Source organism: Phenylobacterium sp. Root700 (assembly GCF_001429025.1).
Taxonomy (GTDB): Bacteria; Pseudomonadota; Alphaproteobacteria; order Caulobacterales; family Caulobacteraceae; genus Phenylobacterium.
On sequence record NZ_LMHT01000007.1, the window covers coordinates 195,218 to 210,115 of the forward strand.

Annotated in this window: 14 protein-coding genes; 6 read left to right on the top strand and 8 right to left on the bottom strand. The window is 66.8% G+C overall.

Annotation, left to right across the window (positions count from 1 at the left end; all coding sequences use genetic code 11):
* The first annotated feature begins 30 nt into the window (after positions 1-30).
* Positions 31-1,863, top strand: a complete 1,833-nt coding sequence (gene thiC, locus ASE02_RS03285; RefSeq protein ID WP_056731109.1) for a phosphomethylpyrimidine synthase ThiC — start codon at positions 31-33, stop codon at positions 1,861-1,863.
* Positions 1,864-1,986: 123 nt separating this feature from the next.
* Positions 1,987-2,733: a pentapeptide repeat-containing protein gene (locus ASE02_RS03290; RefSeq protein ID WP_200957599.1), complete on the top strand. Its 747-nt coding sequence runs from the start codon at positions 1,987-1,989 to the stop codon at positions 2,731-2,733.
* A 104-nt stretch (positions 2,734-2,837) separates the two neighbouring features.
* Here the strand turns inward: ASE02_RS03290 and ASE02_RS03295 are convergent, their stop codons facing one another.
* The 5 genes from ASE02_RS03295 to ASE02_RS03315 form a co-directional block, all read right to left on the bottom strand.
* Positions 2,838-3,059, bottom strand: coding sequence for a hypothetical protein (locus ASE02_RS03295; protein ID WP_056731110.1), 222 nt, complete (start codon positions 3,057-3,059; stop codon positions 2,838-2,840).
* Between the two features lie 81 nt (positions 3,060-3,140).
* Complete coding sequence (locus ASE02_RS03300; protein ID WP_056731112.1) at positions 3,141-5,117, bottom strand: ATP-binding protein; 1,977 nt, start codon at positions 5,115-5,117, stop codon at positions 3,141-3,143.
* A gap of 193 nt (positions 5,118-5,310) precedes the next feature.
* Positions 5,311-5,823: a hypothetical protein gene (locus ASE02_RS03305; RefSeq protein ID WP_056731114.1), complete on the bottom strand. Its 513-nt coding sequence runs from the start codon at positions 5,821-5,823 to the stop codon at positions 5,311-5,313.
* Positions 5,820-6,017: a hypothetical protein gene (locus tag ASE02_RS03310; RefSeq protein ID WP_156405890.1), complete on the bottom strand. Its 198-nt coding sequence runs from the start codon at positions 6,015-6,017 to the stop codon at positions 5,820-5,822. Before ASE02_RS03310 ends, ASE02_RS03305 begins: the two co-directional genes overlap by 4 nt.
* A gap of 233 nt (positions 6,018-6,250) precedes the next feature.
* Positions 6,251-6,967, bottom strand: a complete 717-nt coding sequence (locus ASE02_RS03315) for an HAD family hydrolase (RefSeq protein WP_056731117.1) — start codon at positions 6,965-6,967, stop codon at positions 6,251-6,253.
* A 153-nt stretch (positions 6,968-7,120) separates the two neighbouring features.
* Between ASE02_RS03315 and ASE02_RS03320 the strand changes: the two genes are divergently transcribed.
* Genes ASE02_RS03320 through pgsA form a run of 4 tightly spaced genes read left to right on the top strand, consistent with a single transcriptional unit; the run spans position 7,121 to position 11,796 of the window.
* A complete protein-coding gene (locus tag ASE02_RS03320) occupies positions 7,121-8,908 on the top strand; it encodes a long-chain-acyl-CoA synthetase (protein ID WP_056731119.1) in 1,788 nt (595 codons plus the stop codon).
* 45 nt (positions 8,909-8,953) lie between these two features.
* Positions 8,954-10,822: an excinuclease ABC subunit UvrC gene (gene uvrC / locus ASE02_RS03325; RefSeq protein WP_056731121.1), complete on the top strand. Its 1,869-nt coding sequence runs from the start codon at positions 8,954-8,956 to the stop codon at positions 10,820-10,822.
* Between the two features lie 42 nt (positions 10,823-10,864).
* Positions 10,865-11,140 carry a hypothetical protein gene (locus tag ASE02_RS03330; protein ID WP_056731123.1) on the top strand — a complete coding sequence of 92 codons (276 nt, stop codon included), beginning with the start codon at positions 10,865-10,867 and terminating at the stop codon, positions 11,138-11,140.
* Between the two features lie 26 nt (positions 11,141-11,166).
* A complete protein-coding gene (pgsA, locus tag ASE02_RS03335; protein WP_056731125.1) occupies positions 11,167-11,796 on the top strand; it encodes a CDP-diacylglycerol--glycerol-3-phosphate 3-phosphatidyltransferase in 630 nt (209 codons plus the stop codon).
* Between the two features lie 54 nt (positions 11,797-11,850).
* Here the strand turns inward: pgsA and ASE02_RS03340 are convergent, their stop codons facing one another.
* From ASE02_RS03340 to ASE02_RS03350, 3 genes are all read right to left on the bottom strand, one after another.
* A complete protein-coding gene (locus ASE02_RS03340) occupies positions 11,851-12,468 on the bottom strand; it encodes a glutathione S-transferase family protein (protein WP_056731266.1) in 618 nt (205 codons plus the stop codon).
* Between the two features lie 43 nt (positions 12,469-12,511).
* Positions 12,512-13,900 (bottom strand): cytochrome P450, encoded by a 1,389-nt coding sequence (locus tag ASE02_RS03345; RefSeq protein WP_056731127.1) that lies wholly within the window; start codon positions 13,898-13,900, stop codon positions 12,512-12,514.
* Positions 13,901-13,987: 87 nt separating this feature from the next.
* Positions 13,988-14,878 (bottom strand): pirin family protein, encoded by an 891-nt coding sequence (locus ASE02_RS03350; RefSeq protein ID WP_056731130.1) that lies wholly within the window; start codon positions 14,876-14,878, stop codon positions 13,988-13,990.
* Positions 14,879-14,898: the final 20 nt, after the last annotated feature.

The window sequence follows — 14,898 nt, forward strand, 5'->3', positions numbered from 1 at the left end:
GTAGCCTTTTGGCCTAGAGGAGCCGTGCCGGTGAACATCCAGACGCCCATCAAAGACGCCATTCCGACCGGCGAACGTCCTGGTTCGCGCAAGGTCTATCAACCGGGCGTGCTGTGGCCCGACATCCGGGTGCCGTTCCGCGAGGTGGCGGTGCATCCCTCGGCGGGCGAGCCGCCGGTGACGATCTATGATCCGTCCGGCCCCTATACCGACCCCAATGTAAAGATCGACATCGACCAGGGCTTGGCCCGCACCCGCGAGCCATGGGTGGTGTCGCGCGGCGACGTCGAGATCGTCGAGAACCCCCGCGAGGTGAAGCCCGAGGACAACGGCTTCGCCAAGGGCGAGCACCTGGCCCCGCAGTTCAACGCGCCGCGCCGCGTCTATCGCGCCAAGGCCGGCGGCGCGGTGACGCAGCTTGAGTACGCGCGCCGCGGGATCATCACGCCGGAGATGGAATACGTCGCCATCCGCGAGAACCTGCGCCGCCAGGAGAACGACGGCGCGATCCGTGACGGCGAGGATTTCGGGGCCTCGATCCCCGACTTCGTGACCCCGGAGTTCGTGCGCGACGAGATCGCTCGCGGCCGGGCGATCATCCCCGCCAACATCAACCACACCGAACTGGAGCCGATGGCGATCGGCCGGAACTTCCTGGTCAAGATCAACGCCAACATCGGCAATTCGGCGGTGCTGTCGACTGTGGCCGACGAGGTCGACAAGATGGTCTGGTCGACCCGCTGGGGCGCCGACACGGTCATGGACCTCAGCACCGGCCGCAACATCCACAACATCCGCGACTGGATCATCCGCAACAGCCCCGTGCCGATCGGCACGGTGCCGATCTACCAGGCGCTGGAAAAGGTCAACGGCGTGGCCGAAGACCTGAACTGGGAAGTGTTCCGCGACACCCTGATCGAGCAGGCCGAGCAGGGCGTGGACTACTTCACCATCCACGCCGGCGTGCGCCTGGCCTATGTGCCGCTGACCGCCAAGCGGGTGACCGGCATCGTGTCGCGTGGCGGCTCGATCATGGCCAAGTGGTGCCTGTCGCACCACAAGGAGAACTTCCTCTACGAGCACTTCGAGGACATCTGCGAGATCATGCGGGCCTACGACGTGTCGTTCAGCCTGGGTGACGGCCTGCGGCCGGGCTCGATCGCCGACGCCAATGACGCGGCCCAGTTCGCCGAACTTGAGACCCTGGGCGAGCTGACCCCGATCGCCTGGAAGCACGGCGTCCAGGTGATGATCGAGGGCCCCGGCCACGTGCCGATGCACAAGATCAAGGCCAACATGGACAAGCAGCTGGCCATGTGCGGCGAGGCCCCCTTCTACACCTTGGGCCCGCTAACCACCGACATCGCGCCCGGCTACGACCACATCACCAGCGCCATCGGCGCGGCGATGATCGGTTGGTACGGCACCGCCATGCTTTGCTACGTCACGCCGAAGGAACACCTGGGCCTGCCGGACCGCGAGGACGTCAAGGAAGGGGTGATCACCTACAAGATCGCCGCCCATGCCGCCGACCTGGCCAAGGGGCATCCCGGCGCCCGCATGTGGGACGACGCGCTCAGCCGCGCGCGGTTCGAGTTCCGCTGGGAGGACCAGTTCAATCTCGGCCTCGATCCGGAAACCGCGCGCGAGTACCACGACGAGAGCCTGCCGAAGGAGGCGTTCAAGACCGCCCACTTCTGCTCGATGTGCGGACCGAAGTTCTGCTCGATGAAGATCAGCCAGGAAATCCGCGACAGCGCCGCCAAGCAGAACGACGTGGCGACCGCGGGCATGGCGGAAATGAGCGAGAAGTTCCGGGCCGAGGGCGGGGAGATCTACGTTCCCGCCGCCGCGAAGGACTAGGCCTCCTACACCCGCTCATCCCGGCGAAAGCTGGGATGAGCCGGTTGCGACCGATTGCGACGCAGGCGCATTGGATGTTCGGCCTGGGCCCCGGCGTTCGTCGGGGTGAGCGGAGGGTAGTTTATGTCGACGATCGAACTGAAGGCCGGCGCGCATCTCAAGGGTGTCGATCTATCGGAATTCGATTGGACCGACCGCGACCTGCTCGACCTCGAACTGACCGACTGCACCATCCGGGATACGCAGTTCTCAGGCGTCGTCCTGCAGGGCGCGCGGTTCAAAGGCTGCCGGTTCATCCGCTGCCGCTTCGCCCACGCCGACCTGCGTGAGGCGGAATTCGAGGACTGCGTCTTCACCGACGACGAGGGCCATGTCGGGGCTCAGTTCGCCTTCTGCCGGCTGGACGAGGGGCGCTTCCGTCGCTGCGACCTCTCCTTCGCCCGGTTCGAGCGCTCGACCCTCTACGGGATCGAGATGGAGGCCTGCAATCTGCGCGGGGCGGCGTTCGTGCGGGCCGACTTTGGCCGGGCGTTCGGGCGCAAGGTGGTGAAGTGTTCCGCCGCGCTGAAGGGCTGCAACCTGGAACTGGCCGACTTGACCCAGGTGCGGCTGCCCGACTGCGATCTCAACCGATCCAACTTCCGCGAGGCGGTGCTGGTCGATGCGGACCTGGAAGGCGCGGACCTGCGGGAGTGCGAGTTCTTCCACGCCCTGACCGTCGGCTTGAAGCTGGCGCGCGCCGATCTGCGCGGCGCCGAGGTCAGCGGTCTGAACCTTTCCGAATTGGGCAGCCTGGACGGGATGAAGGTTTCGGTCGACCAGCAGTACCGGCTGCTGACCGCCATGGGCCTCGACGTCTACGCCGAGTAGATGCTCCCCCGCTGGGGGAGCTGTCAGCCGAATGGCTGACTGAGGGGGACTTGGACTCTTCGAGGCCGCAGNTGCCACCTCCCCCAGCAGGGGAGGATCTAGGACTAGTCGCGGTCGATGCGGACCTTGGCCTCGGCGGGCTCCGTCTTCCAGACCCGCACGGCGACGGCCGCGGTGATCGCGGCCAGGATCGCGGTGATCGCGCCGCACCATTGAAGCGTGTTCATGCCCTCGGCGGCGAACCGGCCGACGGCGGCGCTGACGAAGAACACCAGGCCTGCGGTGCCCCACTCGGCGCCCCAGCTCGAAAACAGCAGCTTCAGCATGAAAATATCCGTTGGATTGCGGCGTGCAGGCGGGGAAATAGCCGCATTCAGATGACGCCGAAATGTGGCATGCGGTCGCCGTCAGGCCGCGACCGCGACCGCCACGGCCTGTCGCTCGGCGACGCTCTGCAGCACGCCGAACAGCTTGGCCGCCTCGATGGGCTTGGCCATGTGCAGGTCCGCGCCGGCCGCCAGGCTGGCGTCACGATGTTCGGGCAAGGCGTTGGCGGTCAGCATCACGATCGGGGTGCGGGTGAACCCGCGCTGGTGCTCGCGTTCGCGAATGGCGCGGACCGCCTCAAGCCCGTCCATGACCGGCATCTGCATGTCCATCAGCACCAGGTCGAAGCGCTGGGTGGCGAAGGCCTCGCAGGCCTCCTGGCCGTTCTCGGTGCAGACCAGGTCGACGTCGAATTCGGAGAACAGCACCTGCACCACCTTGCGGTTGGTCGGGTGGTCGTCGGCCAGCAGGATGCGCAAGGGGCGGTCGGGCGCGGTGTCGGCGTCGGCGTCAGGCCGCGTCAGCGGCGTCGCCGAGGTCAGGGCCAGCGGCAGCCGAACGCTGAAGGTCGCGCCTTCACCGGGGGCGCCGTTGGCGGCGATCTCGCCCCCCATCAGGTCGACCAGTTGCTTGCAGATCGTCAGCCCCAGGCCGACGCCGCCATAGGCCCGGGTCGTCGATCCGTCGCCCTGCTGGAAGCGGCCGAACAGCCGGTCCTTGTCGGCCGGGTCGAAGCCGACGCCGGTGTCCTGAACGTCGATCCGCCAACGGCCAGGGCCCTCGGCGCGGACGGCGATCGCGACATAGCCTTCGTTGGTGAACTTCAGCGCGTTGGAGACGAGGTTGTTCAGGATCTGTTTGACCCGCACGGCGTCGCCGGTGACGGCCGCCTCGGCGGCGGGATCGACGTCGATGATCAGGTCCAGCGCCTTGTCCTCGGCCCGCGCGCTGGCCAAGGCGGCCACGGACCGGATGATGTCGCCGAGGTGGAAGGGCTGATGTTCGACCCTGACGACGCCGACCTCCATGTTCGAGAGGTCCAGCACGTCGGACAGCACGCGCTCCAGGGTTTCGCCCGAGCCCTGGATGATGCCGACCATTTCAGCCTGGGTGGGGGAGAGCGCGGTCCGCCCCAGCGCCGCGGCGATGGCGTTGACCCCGTTCAGCGGCGTGCGGATCTCATGGCTCATATTGGCCAGGAACTCGTTCTGGCTGCGGTGATTGGCGATGAACTGGGCCGCGGTGCGCCGGATCCTGACGATCATGACGAAGCCGACAATCCCAAACACCAGCAACACCAGGGCGATGGGCAGGGCGGCGGCGCGAGCGAGTTCCGCGCCGGGCTTGTGCGGGGTCCAGCTCAGCACCAGGGGCCGGTCGCTGCCGACGATAGGCAGCGCGACCCGTGCGTCGCCCTGGGCTGCGCGGGTTTCGCCGCGGCTGGCCTTCAGGTCAGCGAGTTGGAAGCGCTCCTGCAGGCGGCCGAGCGATTGGCCGTTCATCCTCAGCGCCGCGACGACCAGCGGCGCGTATGGCCCCTTCGGCACGGCGGTGGCCAGGTCCGGCTGAACCAGGGTCACCGAGACCAGATAGACCCCGTCCTCGTGCAGGATGAAATCGCTGGCCTGGATCGGGTGTGACACCAGGGTCTTGGGGCCTGCGCGGCGTAGGGCGATGGGGCCGCGTTCGGCCTCGGCGTGGCGCACGGCGGCGATCAGGCGTTCGGCGCCGCTGAAATGCCGAAATTCGGCGGGCGCCACGGTCGTCTGGCGCCGGCGGGCGTAGATCGGGCGATTGTCGCCGTCGAGGACGAAGAGCTGCTCGAAGTCGATGTTCTGGGCGAGATAGTCGTTCAGATTGGCGGCCGCCCAGGCGGGCTTGAACCGATTGTCCAGGTTGACGACCGCCTCATCCCAGGTCGTCTCCGGCAGGATGGAACGTTCGATCTCGTGGATGCTGGCCAGCAGGCCGCGTCGAACGAGGTCTTCTTCCTGCTTGCGGACGTCGTGATCGACCTGATGGGCCCAGATCAGCAAACAGCCCACGAAAACGGCCATCGCGCCGAGGGCGAGCCCAATCAGCGGTGCGAGCAATCGAAACTCAGACTCCCGCCGCATTCCCTGGTCCCGACCGGCAAACTCTGAGGTTCGACACTGATCGAAGGTGGTTAAGGGACGGTGTGGCCGAGCTTCATCCACAAAAAAGCGGCCGCGTCGCCGCGACCGCTTTCCTTGAGGGCGATTTGCCTAGTTAGGGCGTGATCGTCTCCGGCGTTTCCGTCGGCGGTATTACGGCAGGCTCCGAGACCACAGGCGCCGGCGTCTGTTCGGCCGGGGCTGACGCGGCCTCAGCAGGAGCCGCCACGGGCGGCGGAGCTACAATCGCCGCCGGAGCAGGGGCCGAGGTCTGGCCGAGCGCCGAATAGGGGACCGGCGCGCTTGGCAGCGTCGCGCTGGCGTCGGCGGCGAAGCCGGAGGCCGCCTGTGCGGCGGGCGCCGGACGGGCCGCGGCCACCCGGACCGGAGGCGCCGCCCGAGCCGCGGGCCTCGTCGCCACGACGGCTTCGGGCGTCGTCGGCTGCGGAGTCTGGGCCGCCGCCAGTTCAGCGGCCACCGGAGCCGCCGGTTTTGTCACCGGAGCCTCGATCACAGCGGTCGCCGGAATAGGGTCGGCCATGATCGTCTGGCGCGGCTGCATGGCGAAATAGGTGACGCCGGCCAGCAGGACGACGGCGGGCACGCCGATCATCAAGGCGGGCGTCATACGGTTGCGGTCTTCTTTCGCGTGGTTCGGGCGTAGATCGGCGTGCCGGCGAACATCGGCTGCTCTTCGGCGTGGATAAGCGCCTCGTCGGCGTGAAGCGTCTGCTCTCGAGGCGCGTCGAAGGCCTCTTCATTCCGCGCGAAATCGTCAGCGGTAAAAGCAGATCTAGAAAGGGGTCGGTATTCGGTAGACATCATACACCTCCCAAAATTATTGGTCGGTGTAAGAACGATGTGGGTGTTCACATGTTCCGATATCTGAAAATCAGACAGCGATGTTTCTTGATCATTCCTTGAAAACTAACGCTTTTAATCGTCAATTTGCTTTCAATGACCCGGAATTTGTCTGATTTATTCTGACAATTTCGCGCAGAATGTCGCCGCAATATTCTAAGTGTCGCCATCAACTGGCCGCATTTCGCGCCCGGCTAATCCAGCAGTTCGGCGATCGAACGGACGATCCGGTCAGGCCTCACCAGGCTGCCCGGCGGCAAGCCTTCGCCCAGATGGTCGTGCCAGACGGCGTAGATGCCCAGGCGCTGCGGAGCCGTCACCTCCCACTCCAGATTGTCGCCGACCATCCAGGTCTCATCGGGGGTGACGCCCAGAACCTGCATGGCGTGCAGATAGGCCTGTTCCTGCGGTTTGCCGAACCCGGCCTCGCCCTCGATCTGCACATGATCGAAGAGCCGGGCGAGGTCGAAGCGCTCGACCTTGGCGCGCTGCGGCGCGGCCGCGCCGTTGGTGACCAGGGCGAGCTTCACGCCCCGGTGCTTCAACTCCTCGATGGTCTCCAGGGCACCGGGGAAGAACTTGGCCTGCTCCTCGCGATAGATGTGGAAGCGTTCGCCGAATGTGGCCGCGAAGGCCGGGGTCAGGCCTGGCGCGCGATCGGCCAGGGTCTCGAAGGCGGTGGCCACGGCCAGTTTGCGGCCCTCGGCCAGGTTCTTGCGCCAGTGTTCGGCGCGGATCTCGTCGGCCCAGAAGGCGCGGAAGGTGGTCTCCAGCGACTGGCCGGCTTCCTCCGGCGTCACCGGAGCGAAGACGCCCGCGAATTCCTCGGCCACGGCCTGCAGGATCAGGCGGCGCGAACCGAAGGAGATGATGGTTTCGTCGAGGTCGAACAGAATCGCGGTGGGCAGCATGGCGCCATCCTAGGCGGGGCTTTCGCGCCGCGCACTGAGTCCTCGGCGCCACGGTCGGCTTCGCCTGACGCGTGTGCGACGTCCTGTGTTCATAGCCCCGCTTGACCCGTCCGGGCGGCCGCCGCCAAGGTGGCCCTGCGTCGGAGGGAATGTATGCGTATCAGGGCCCAGCTAGAGCGTGACTGGCGTTTCATACGCGGGCTCAATCGCACTCTGAAGCGCGTGAAGTCGATCGCGCCGACCTCGAACAACCTGCTGTGCGACGATCTCCAGGATGCGGTCGAAGAATGGCGCGACAACCCGGCGCTGACCTTCGAACATAAGACGCTGACCTATGGCGAGATGGACGCGGTCGCCAACCGCTACGCTCATTGGGCCAAGGGGATCGGCCTGCGACGCGGCCAGACGGTGGCGTTGTTCATGCCCAACCGGCTGGAATATTTCCCCATCTGGTATGGCCTGTCGAAGGTCGGGGTGGTCACCGCCCTGATCAACAACCAGCTCGCGGGTCTGCCGCTGGCCCACTGCCTGAACATCTCCGGCGCGGCGCATGTGATCGTCGACAGCGAGACCTCGCCGGTGTTCGAACTGGCCAAGGCGCAGCTCGATCGGCCCTTGCAGCAATGGGTGTTGGGACAGGCGCACGGCGATCAGCGTGACCTGACCCAGGCTCTGAAGAGCTGCAGCCAGCTCCCCCCCGACCGCAGCGTCCGCGAGGGGATGGTCGCCAAGGACACCGCCCTGCTGATCTTCACCAGCGGCACCACCGGCCTGCCCAAGGCCGCGCGGGTCACCCATGTGCGCGCCCAGCTCTATATGCGCGGTTTCGCCGGCTCGACCGGGGCGACCGACAAGGACCGCATCTATGTGGCCCTGCCGCTCTATCACGCCACCGGCGGCCTCTGCGCCTTGGGCGCGGCCCTGCTGAACGGCGGTTCGGTGGTGGTGAAGAAGAAGTTCTCCGCCACCCACTTCTGGGAGGACGTGGTCGCCGAGAACTGCACCATGTTCGTCTATATCGGCGAGCTCTGCCGCTATCTGATCAATCATCCCGAGACCGAGGACGAGGGCCGCCACAAGGTCCGGCTGGCCTTCGGCAACGGCCTGCGCGCCGATGTCTGGGCCGAGATGAAGCGCCGGTTCCGCATCCCTGACATCCTGGAGTTCTACGGCTCAACCGAGGGCAACATCTCGATGTTCAACTTCGACGGCCGGGTGGGCGCCATCGGGCGCTCGCCGAAGTGGCTGCGCGAGAAGGTGAACTACCGGCTGGTGCAGTTCGACGTGGAGAAGGAAGAGCCGATCCGCGCACTGAACGGCCTGTGCATCGAATGCGGCCCTGGCCAGATCGGCGAGTGCATCGGCAAGATCGGCCACGACGCGCGCAGCGAATACACCGGCTATGTCGACAAGGCCGCCTCGGACAGGAAGATCCTGCGCGACGTGTTCGAGAAGGGCGACGCCTGGTTCCGCTCCGGCGACCTGATGAAGACCGACGCCGACGGCTATTTCTATTTCGTCGACCGGATCGGCGACACCTTCCGCTGGAAGGGCGAGAACGTCTCCACCGGCGAGGTGGCTGAACAGCTGCAGGCCATTCCGGGCGTGGTCGAGGCCAATGTCTATGGCGTCGAGGTCGAGGGCGCGGACGGCCGGGCGGGGATGGCGGGCGTGGTCGTCGACAGCCAGTTCGACATCAAGGCGTTCGGGGAGATCGTCGCCCGCGACCTGCCGCCCTACGCCCAGCCGGTCTTCGTTCGCATCCTGCCGGCCATCGAGACCACGGGCACCTTCAAGTACCGCAAGATCGACCTGGTCGCCGACGGCTTCGATCCTACGACCATCAAGGGCGCGGTGTTCTACAAGGACGGCGCCAAGGGCTATGTGAAGCTCACCAAGCCCGGTTTCGCCAAGATCATGGCAGGAGGCGTGAAGCTGTAGGACACGCCGCCTACGCTTGGGCGCGGACTCGCCTATATTGCCGAGATGCCGACCGACGTGACCACCCAGGCTCCCCTCCAGGGCGCGGCCCTGATCAAGGACGAAGTCCGCCGCCTGCCCGATGCGCCCGGCGTCTATCGGATGATGGGCGAGGATGGCGAGGTCCTCTATGTCGGCAAGGCCCGCAGCCTGAAGAAGCGCGTCCTGCAATATGCGCAGGGCCGGTTCCACACCCAGCGCATCGCGCTGATGGTCGACCTGACGCGGTCGATGGAGTTCGTCACGGTCCGCACCGAGACCGACGCCCTGCTGCTCGAGATCAACCTGATCAAGCAGCTGAAGCCGCGCTTCAACGTGCTGTTGCGCGACGACAAGAGCTTCCCCGAGATCGTCATCCGCCGCGAGCACCCGGCCGCGCAGCTGCGCAAGCATCGCGGCGCGCACACGATCAAGGGCGACTATTTCGGGCCCTTCGCCTCGGCCCACTCGGTGACCAAGACGCTGAATACGTTGCAGAAGGCGTTCCTGCTGCGGTCGTGTTCGGACAGCGTCTACGAGAGCCGAACCCGCCCCTGCATGCTGCACCAGATCAAGCGCTGCGCCGCGCCCTGCACCGGCCTGATCAGCCTGGAGGACTATGGCGGTCTGGTCGATCAGGCCGAGGCCTTCCTGCGCGGCAAGAGCCGGGTGGTGATGGAGCGCATGTCGCAGGAGATGCAGGCCGCCTCCGACGAGATGGAGTTCGAGCGCGCCGCCCGGATCCGTGACCGTATCCGGGCGCTGGCCTCGGTCGCCCAGGAACAGCAGATCAATCCCGAGACCCTGGAGGAGGCCGACGTCTTCGCCCTGCACGCCGAGGGCGGCCAAGCCTGCGTGCAGGTGTTCTTCTTCCGGGCGGGTCAGAACTGGGGCAACCGCGCCTACTTCCCCCGGGTCGACAAGAGCGACGAAGACCCCGACGTCATGAGCGCCTTCCTGGGGCAGTTCTACGACGACAAGCCGATCCCCAAGGTGATCCTGACCAATGTGGAGCCCTCGGAGGCCGCGCTGCTGACAGAGGCCTTTGGTCTGAAGGCCGGGCGGAAGGTCGAGATCAACCAGCCCAAGCGCGGCGAGAAGGCCCAGTTGGTCGATCACGCCCTGACCAACGCCCGCGAGGCGCTGGGCCGCAAGATGTCGGAGAGCTCGGCCCAGACCAAGCTGCTGGCCGGGGTTTGCGAGGCCTTCGGCATGGACGCGCCGCCCGAGCGGATCGAGGTCTACGATAACGCCCACATCTCGGGGACCAATGCGGTCGGCGGCATGATCGTGGCCGGGCCTGACGGCTTCCAGAAGAGCCAGTATCGCAAGTTCAACATCAAGGGGACCGAGCTCACCCCCGGCGACGACTACGGCATGATGAAGGAGGTGATGCGTCGCCGCTTCTCGCGCATGGTCAAGGACGAGGAGGCCGGCGAAGTCGCCGTGCGCCCCGACCTGGTGCTGGTCGACGGCGGCGCGGGTCAACTCGCGGCGGTGATGGAGGTCCTGGAGGACCTGGGCGTCGACGACATCGATGTGGTGGGGGTCGCCAAGGGGCCGGATCGCGACGCTGGGCTGGAAAGGTTCTTTATCCCCGGCAAGACGCCGTTCATGCTCGAGCCGAAATCGCCGGTGCTCTACTACCTGCAGCGCCTGCGCGACGAGGCGCACCGTTTCGCCAACGGCAGCCACCGCACCCGGCGCTCCATGGACATCAAGAAGAACCCGCTGGACGAGATCGAGGGCGTCGGTCCGGGGCGCAAGCGCGCCCTGCTGCATGCCTATGGTTCGGCGCGCGGCGTCTCGCGGGCCTCGGCGGACGATTTGGCCAAGGTGGATGGGGTGAGCGAGGCCCTGGCCCAGCGGATTTTCGATTTCTTCCGCAAAAGTTGAGCGCGGGCTAGAGTCCGGGCTGACGCTTCACAGGAGACGCCGATGTCCCGCCTTGTTCTCACCTTCGCCGCCCTCGCCGTGCTGACCCCGGCCATCGGTCACGCCAGTTCGCCGGACGCCTGGGCCGCGTTCCAGGCCGACGTTCGCGCCAAGTGTCTGGCCGCCGCGCAGGCCCAGGGCATGAAGACGCCGGAGGTGATTGTGCACCCGCTCGGCACTGAGGCCTATGGCGTCGCTGTGCTTCGTGAAGGCACCGACAAGCGAATCTGCGTCTATGGCAAGCAATCGAAGAAGGTGGAGCTGACGCCGGCCACCTGAAGGCTCATCCGCGCGTTAGGACCGCCATGAAAGCTCTACCCAATATCCTGACCTCGCTGCGGCTGGTCCTGACGCTGTTCGTCTTCGTGGCCCTGGCCGCGGCCTCGGGCGCGATACCCTATGTCAGCGAGCGGTTGACTTCGGAAATGCAGTTTTCCCTGCAGCGCTGGGCCTTCTGGTCCTTCGTGATCGCCGCGGTGACCGACTTCTTCGACGGTTGGTTGGCGCGCAAGTTGGACGCCGTCACCGTCTGGGGCGCGATCCTCGACCCGATCGGCGACAAGGTGCTGGTCTGCGGCGCGATCCTTGGCCTGCTGGCGATGGGCGGCCAGCCGATGGTGGTGCTGCCGGCCGGCCTGATGCTGTTCCGGGAATTCACTGTCAGCGCCCTGCGCGAAGTGGGCGCGGGCCGCGGCGTGAAGCTGCCGGTCACCCTGCTCGCCAAGTGGAAGACCACGCTGCAGCTGACCGCCCTGGCGGCCGAGCTGCTGGTGGCGTCCTGGGGCGCGTTCAACCTGCCGGCCGACCCGGCGGTGCAGGAACCGGCGACCTTCATCGCCCATACGCTGATGTGGCTCGCCACCCTGGTGACGCTGATCACCGGCGCCCAGTACTGGGAACAGACCCGCAAGGCGCTCAGCGCGCAGGAAACGTAGGAGCTGTGGCTGCGTCCTTTTCCTCCCCTGCGTAGCGGGGGAGGAAAGAAGAACTCAGGCCGACGCCTTCTCGGCGACGCGGGCCTTCACGCGGTCCTGCCAGGCGGCGAGGTTCTTGTTGTCGGGGTCCAGGGCTTGCCCGACCGTGGCGCCGAACTGGATGAAGCAGAACAGCATGATGTCGGCCAGGGTGAAGCGCTCGCCGGCGATCCAGGTCTTGCCGGCCATCAGGCCGTCCAACCAGGCCAGCTTTTCCTTGGCGATTTCCTTCAGGTCGCTCGCGGCGTGCGGGATGGTGCGCATGCGGCTCTGGAACAGCGGCAGGCCCTCGGCGTAGCGGAAGCCGCTGGTCAGGGGTTCGCAGATGTTGAGGTCGAGGCGGCGCACCCACATGCGCGTCTCGGCGCGTTCTTCCGGCGTCGTGCCGATCAACGGCGGGGTCGGGTATTTTTCGTCCAGGTATTCGCAGATGGCGGTGATCTCGGCGAGCACGGTCCCGTCGTCGAGTTCCAGGCAGGGCAGTTGGCCGGCCGGGTTCTTGGCGACATAGCCCGGCTGGCGGTTCTCGCCGCCGACCAGATCGACCTTCTGGGTCGGAAGCTCCACGCCCTTTTCGGCCAGGAACATGGTCACGACCGCCGGATTGGGGCCCACCGAAGAATAGAGTTTCATGCCGTCCTCCCAGGACTTCTGTTTGGGCGGCATATCGCCTGCTTTACGCAGCGGCGATCAAGTCGGTTTCTCGCAGGCTCACCATCAACGGCAGGCCGCCGCGCGGCCGGATCGCGACATCGGCCGTCGGGAACACCTCGTGATCGAGGACGGGCGCAAACTGGAACCTGGCCAGCCAGCAGCTGAGGATCAGCGCGGCCTCGGCCTGGGCGAACTGGGCGCCGATGCAGACCCGCGGACCCGCGCCGAATGGCAGGTACTGGAAGCGGTTACGGCCCGCCTTGGCCTGCGGGCTGAAGTTTTCTGGATTAAACAGGTCGGGCTCTTCCCATAGGCGGGTATGGCGGTGGAGCACCCAGGGCCGGATGCTGACCATGTCGCCCTTGCGGATGCGGTGGCCGCAGAGTTCGTCCTCGGCCAGCGCCACCCGGTCGATGCGCACGACGGGCGGATAGAGGCGCATCGCCTCTTCCAGCACCATCCGCAGATAGGGCAGGCGAGCGACCACCTCCTCGGGGCCGCCGCCGGCGGCGAACGCGGCACGGGCCTCGGCGGCGGCGCGGTCCTGCACCGCTTGGTCCTGGCTCATCAGGTAGAGGCTCCAGGCGAGCGCGTTGGCGGTGGTCTCGTGGCCGGCGATGTAGAAGGTCACGGCATTGTCGAGCGCCAGCTTGGCCGCCGCGGCCGGGGACCTGCCCTCGCCGAACGCCTGCAGCAGCCGGGTCATGAAGTCGAGCGGCGGATCGGGGTCGGCCTGCCGCCGGGCGACGAACTCAGTCAGCCTGGCCAGGATGAATTTGCGGCCGATCTCGCCGCGGCGCGCGATGGGCGAGCGATCCAGCCAGGGCATGCCGATCAGGACGCCTAGCCGGTATTCCCCGACGGCGGCCAGCGCTGCGTGCATGTGCTCGGAGGCCTGCGCCGAGGTCAGGGAGGGCTCGTCGGAAAATAGCGCGCGGCTGATGACCTGCGCCGTGGTCCGGGTGGTCTCGGCGGCGACGTCGATCCGTCCCGGCGTCCAGCGATCGGCGGTGGCCTTCGCGGCCTCCACGAACAGCGGCATGAAGTGCGCCACGGCGCCGGGGGTGAAGACCGGGGCCATCAACCGGCGTTGCTCGCGCCAGGGTTCGCCGTCGCTGGTCAGCAGGCCCTCGCCGGTCAGGTTTCTGAGCATGCGCTTGACCAGCGGCGGTTTCGGATAGTTGGCGGCGTTGTCCAGCAGGACCCGGCCGATGGCCTCGGGATCGCTGATCAGATGCGTGCGCAGGGTGATCACCCTGCGAAACCAGTAATCACGTTCGAAGGCGAACTTCGGCCAGCCGACCAGAGCGTTCCGCGACATCTCGCCGAAGAACAGCCGCCAGATCGGCCGCAGGCGGTCCTCGCGCGCCGGCGCGGCCGGCCGGAAGCGGCTCTGGGCCTCGTTGGTCATGCCTGTCCCCTGGTCTCAACAAGGAAGGCTAGGCTTGGCGGCGCGCTCCGTCACACGACCTTTGATCACAGGGTCAGTGACGTGGGCTCACGACATCGGATTGGCGGGCGGCGAGGGCTCCGGCAGCGGGATGAACTCCTGGTCGTCGGCGTCGGGCAGCTTCATGCGCCCGGCCCGCCAGTCGGCCTTGGCCTGCTCCAGCCGCTCCTTGGTCGAGGCGACGAAGTTCCAGTCGATCAGGCGCGGGCCGATCGGCTCGCCGCCCAGCAGCATGACCACGGCGTCGGTGATCGCCGTGAACAGCACCGCCTGGCCGGGCAGGAAGACCATCATCTGGCCCTCGTGGTACTGATGGCCGTCCACCTCGACCACGCCCTTCGCCACATAGGCGGCGCGTTCGGGATACTCGGCCGGCAGATCGGCCTGGGCGCCGGCGTTCAGATGCCAGTGCACATAGAACATCGGCGAGTGGGTCTTCACTGGCGACTTGGCGCCAAAGGCCTCGCCGGCGATCAGGCGCGCCCACAGGCCGCCTTCCTCATAGGTCGGCAGCACGTCGGGGGCGTAGTGGTTGAACGAGGGGGCGATCTCCTCGTCCTCCACCGGCAGGGCGATCCAGGTCTGGATGCCGTCCATGCGCCCGCCATGTTCGCGCAGGGTCTCGAAGCGTTCGGAGTGGGTGATGCCGCGCCCGGCGGTCATCCAGTTCACCTCGCCCGGAAGGATGGGTTGGGTGACCCCGACCGAGTCCCGGTGGGTCATGGCGCCGTCGAACAGATAGGACAGGGTCGACAGCCCGATATGCGGGTGGGGCCGGACATCGACCTCCTTGCCGAACCCGGCCTGGAAGTCGGCAGGGCCCATGCGGTCGAAGAAGATGAAAGGCCCGATCATCCGCCGCTTGGCGTAGGGCAGGACGCGCCCGACCTCGAACCCGCCGAGGTCCTTGCGCCTTTGGTCGATGACAAGGTCGATCATTTTTCGCCTCCGCGCGTTTG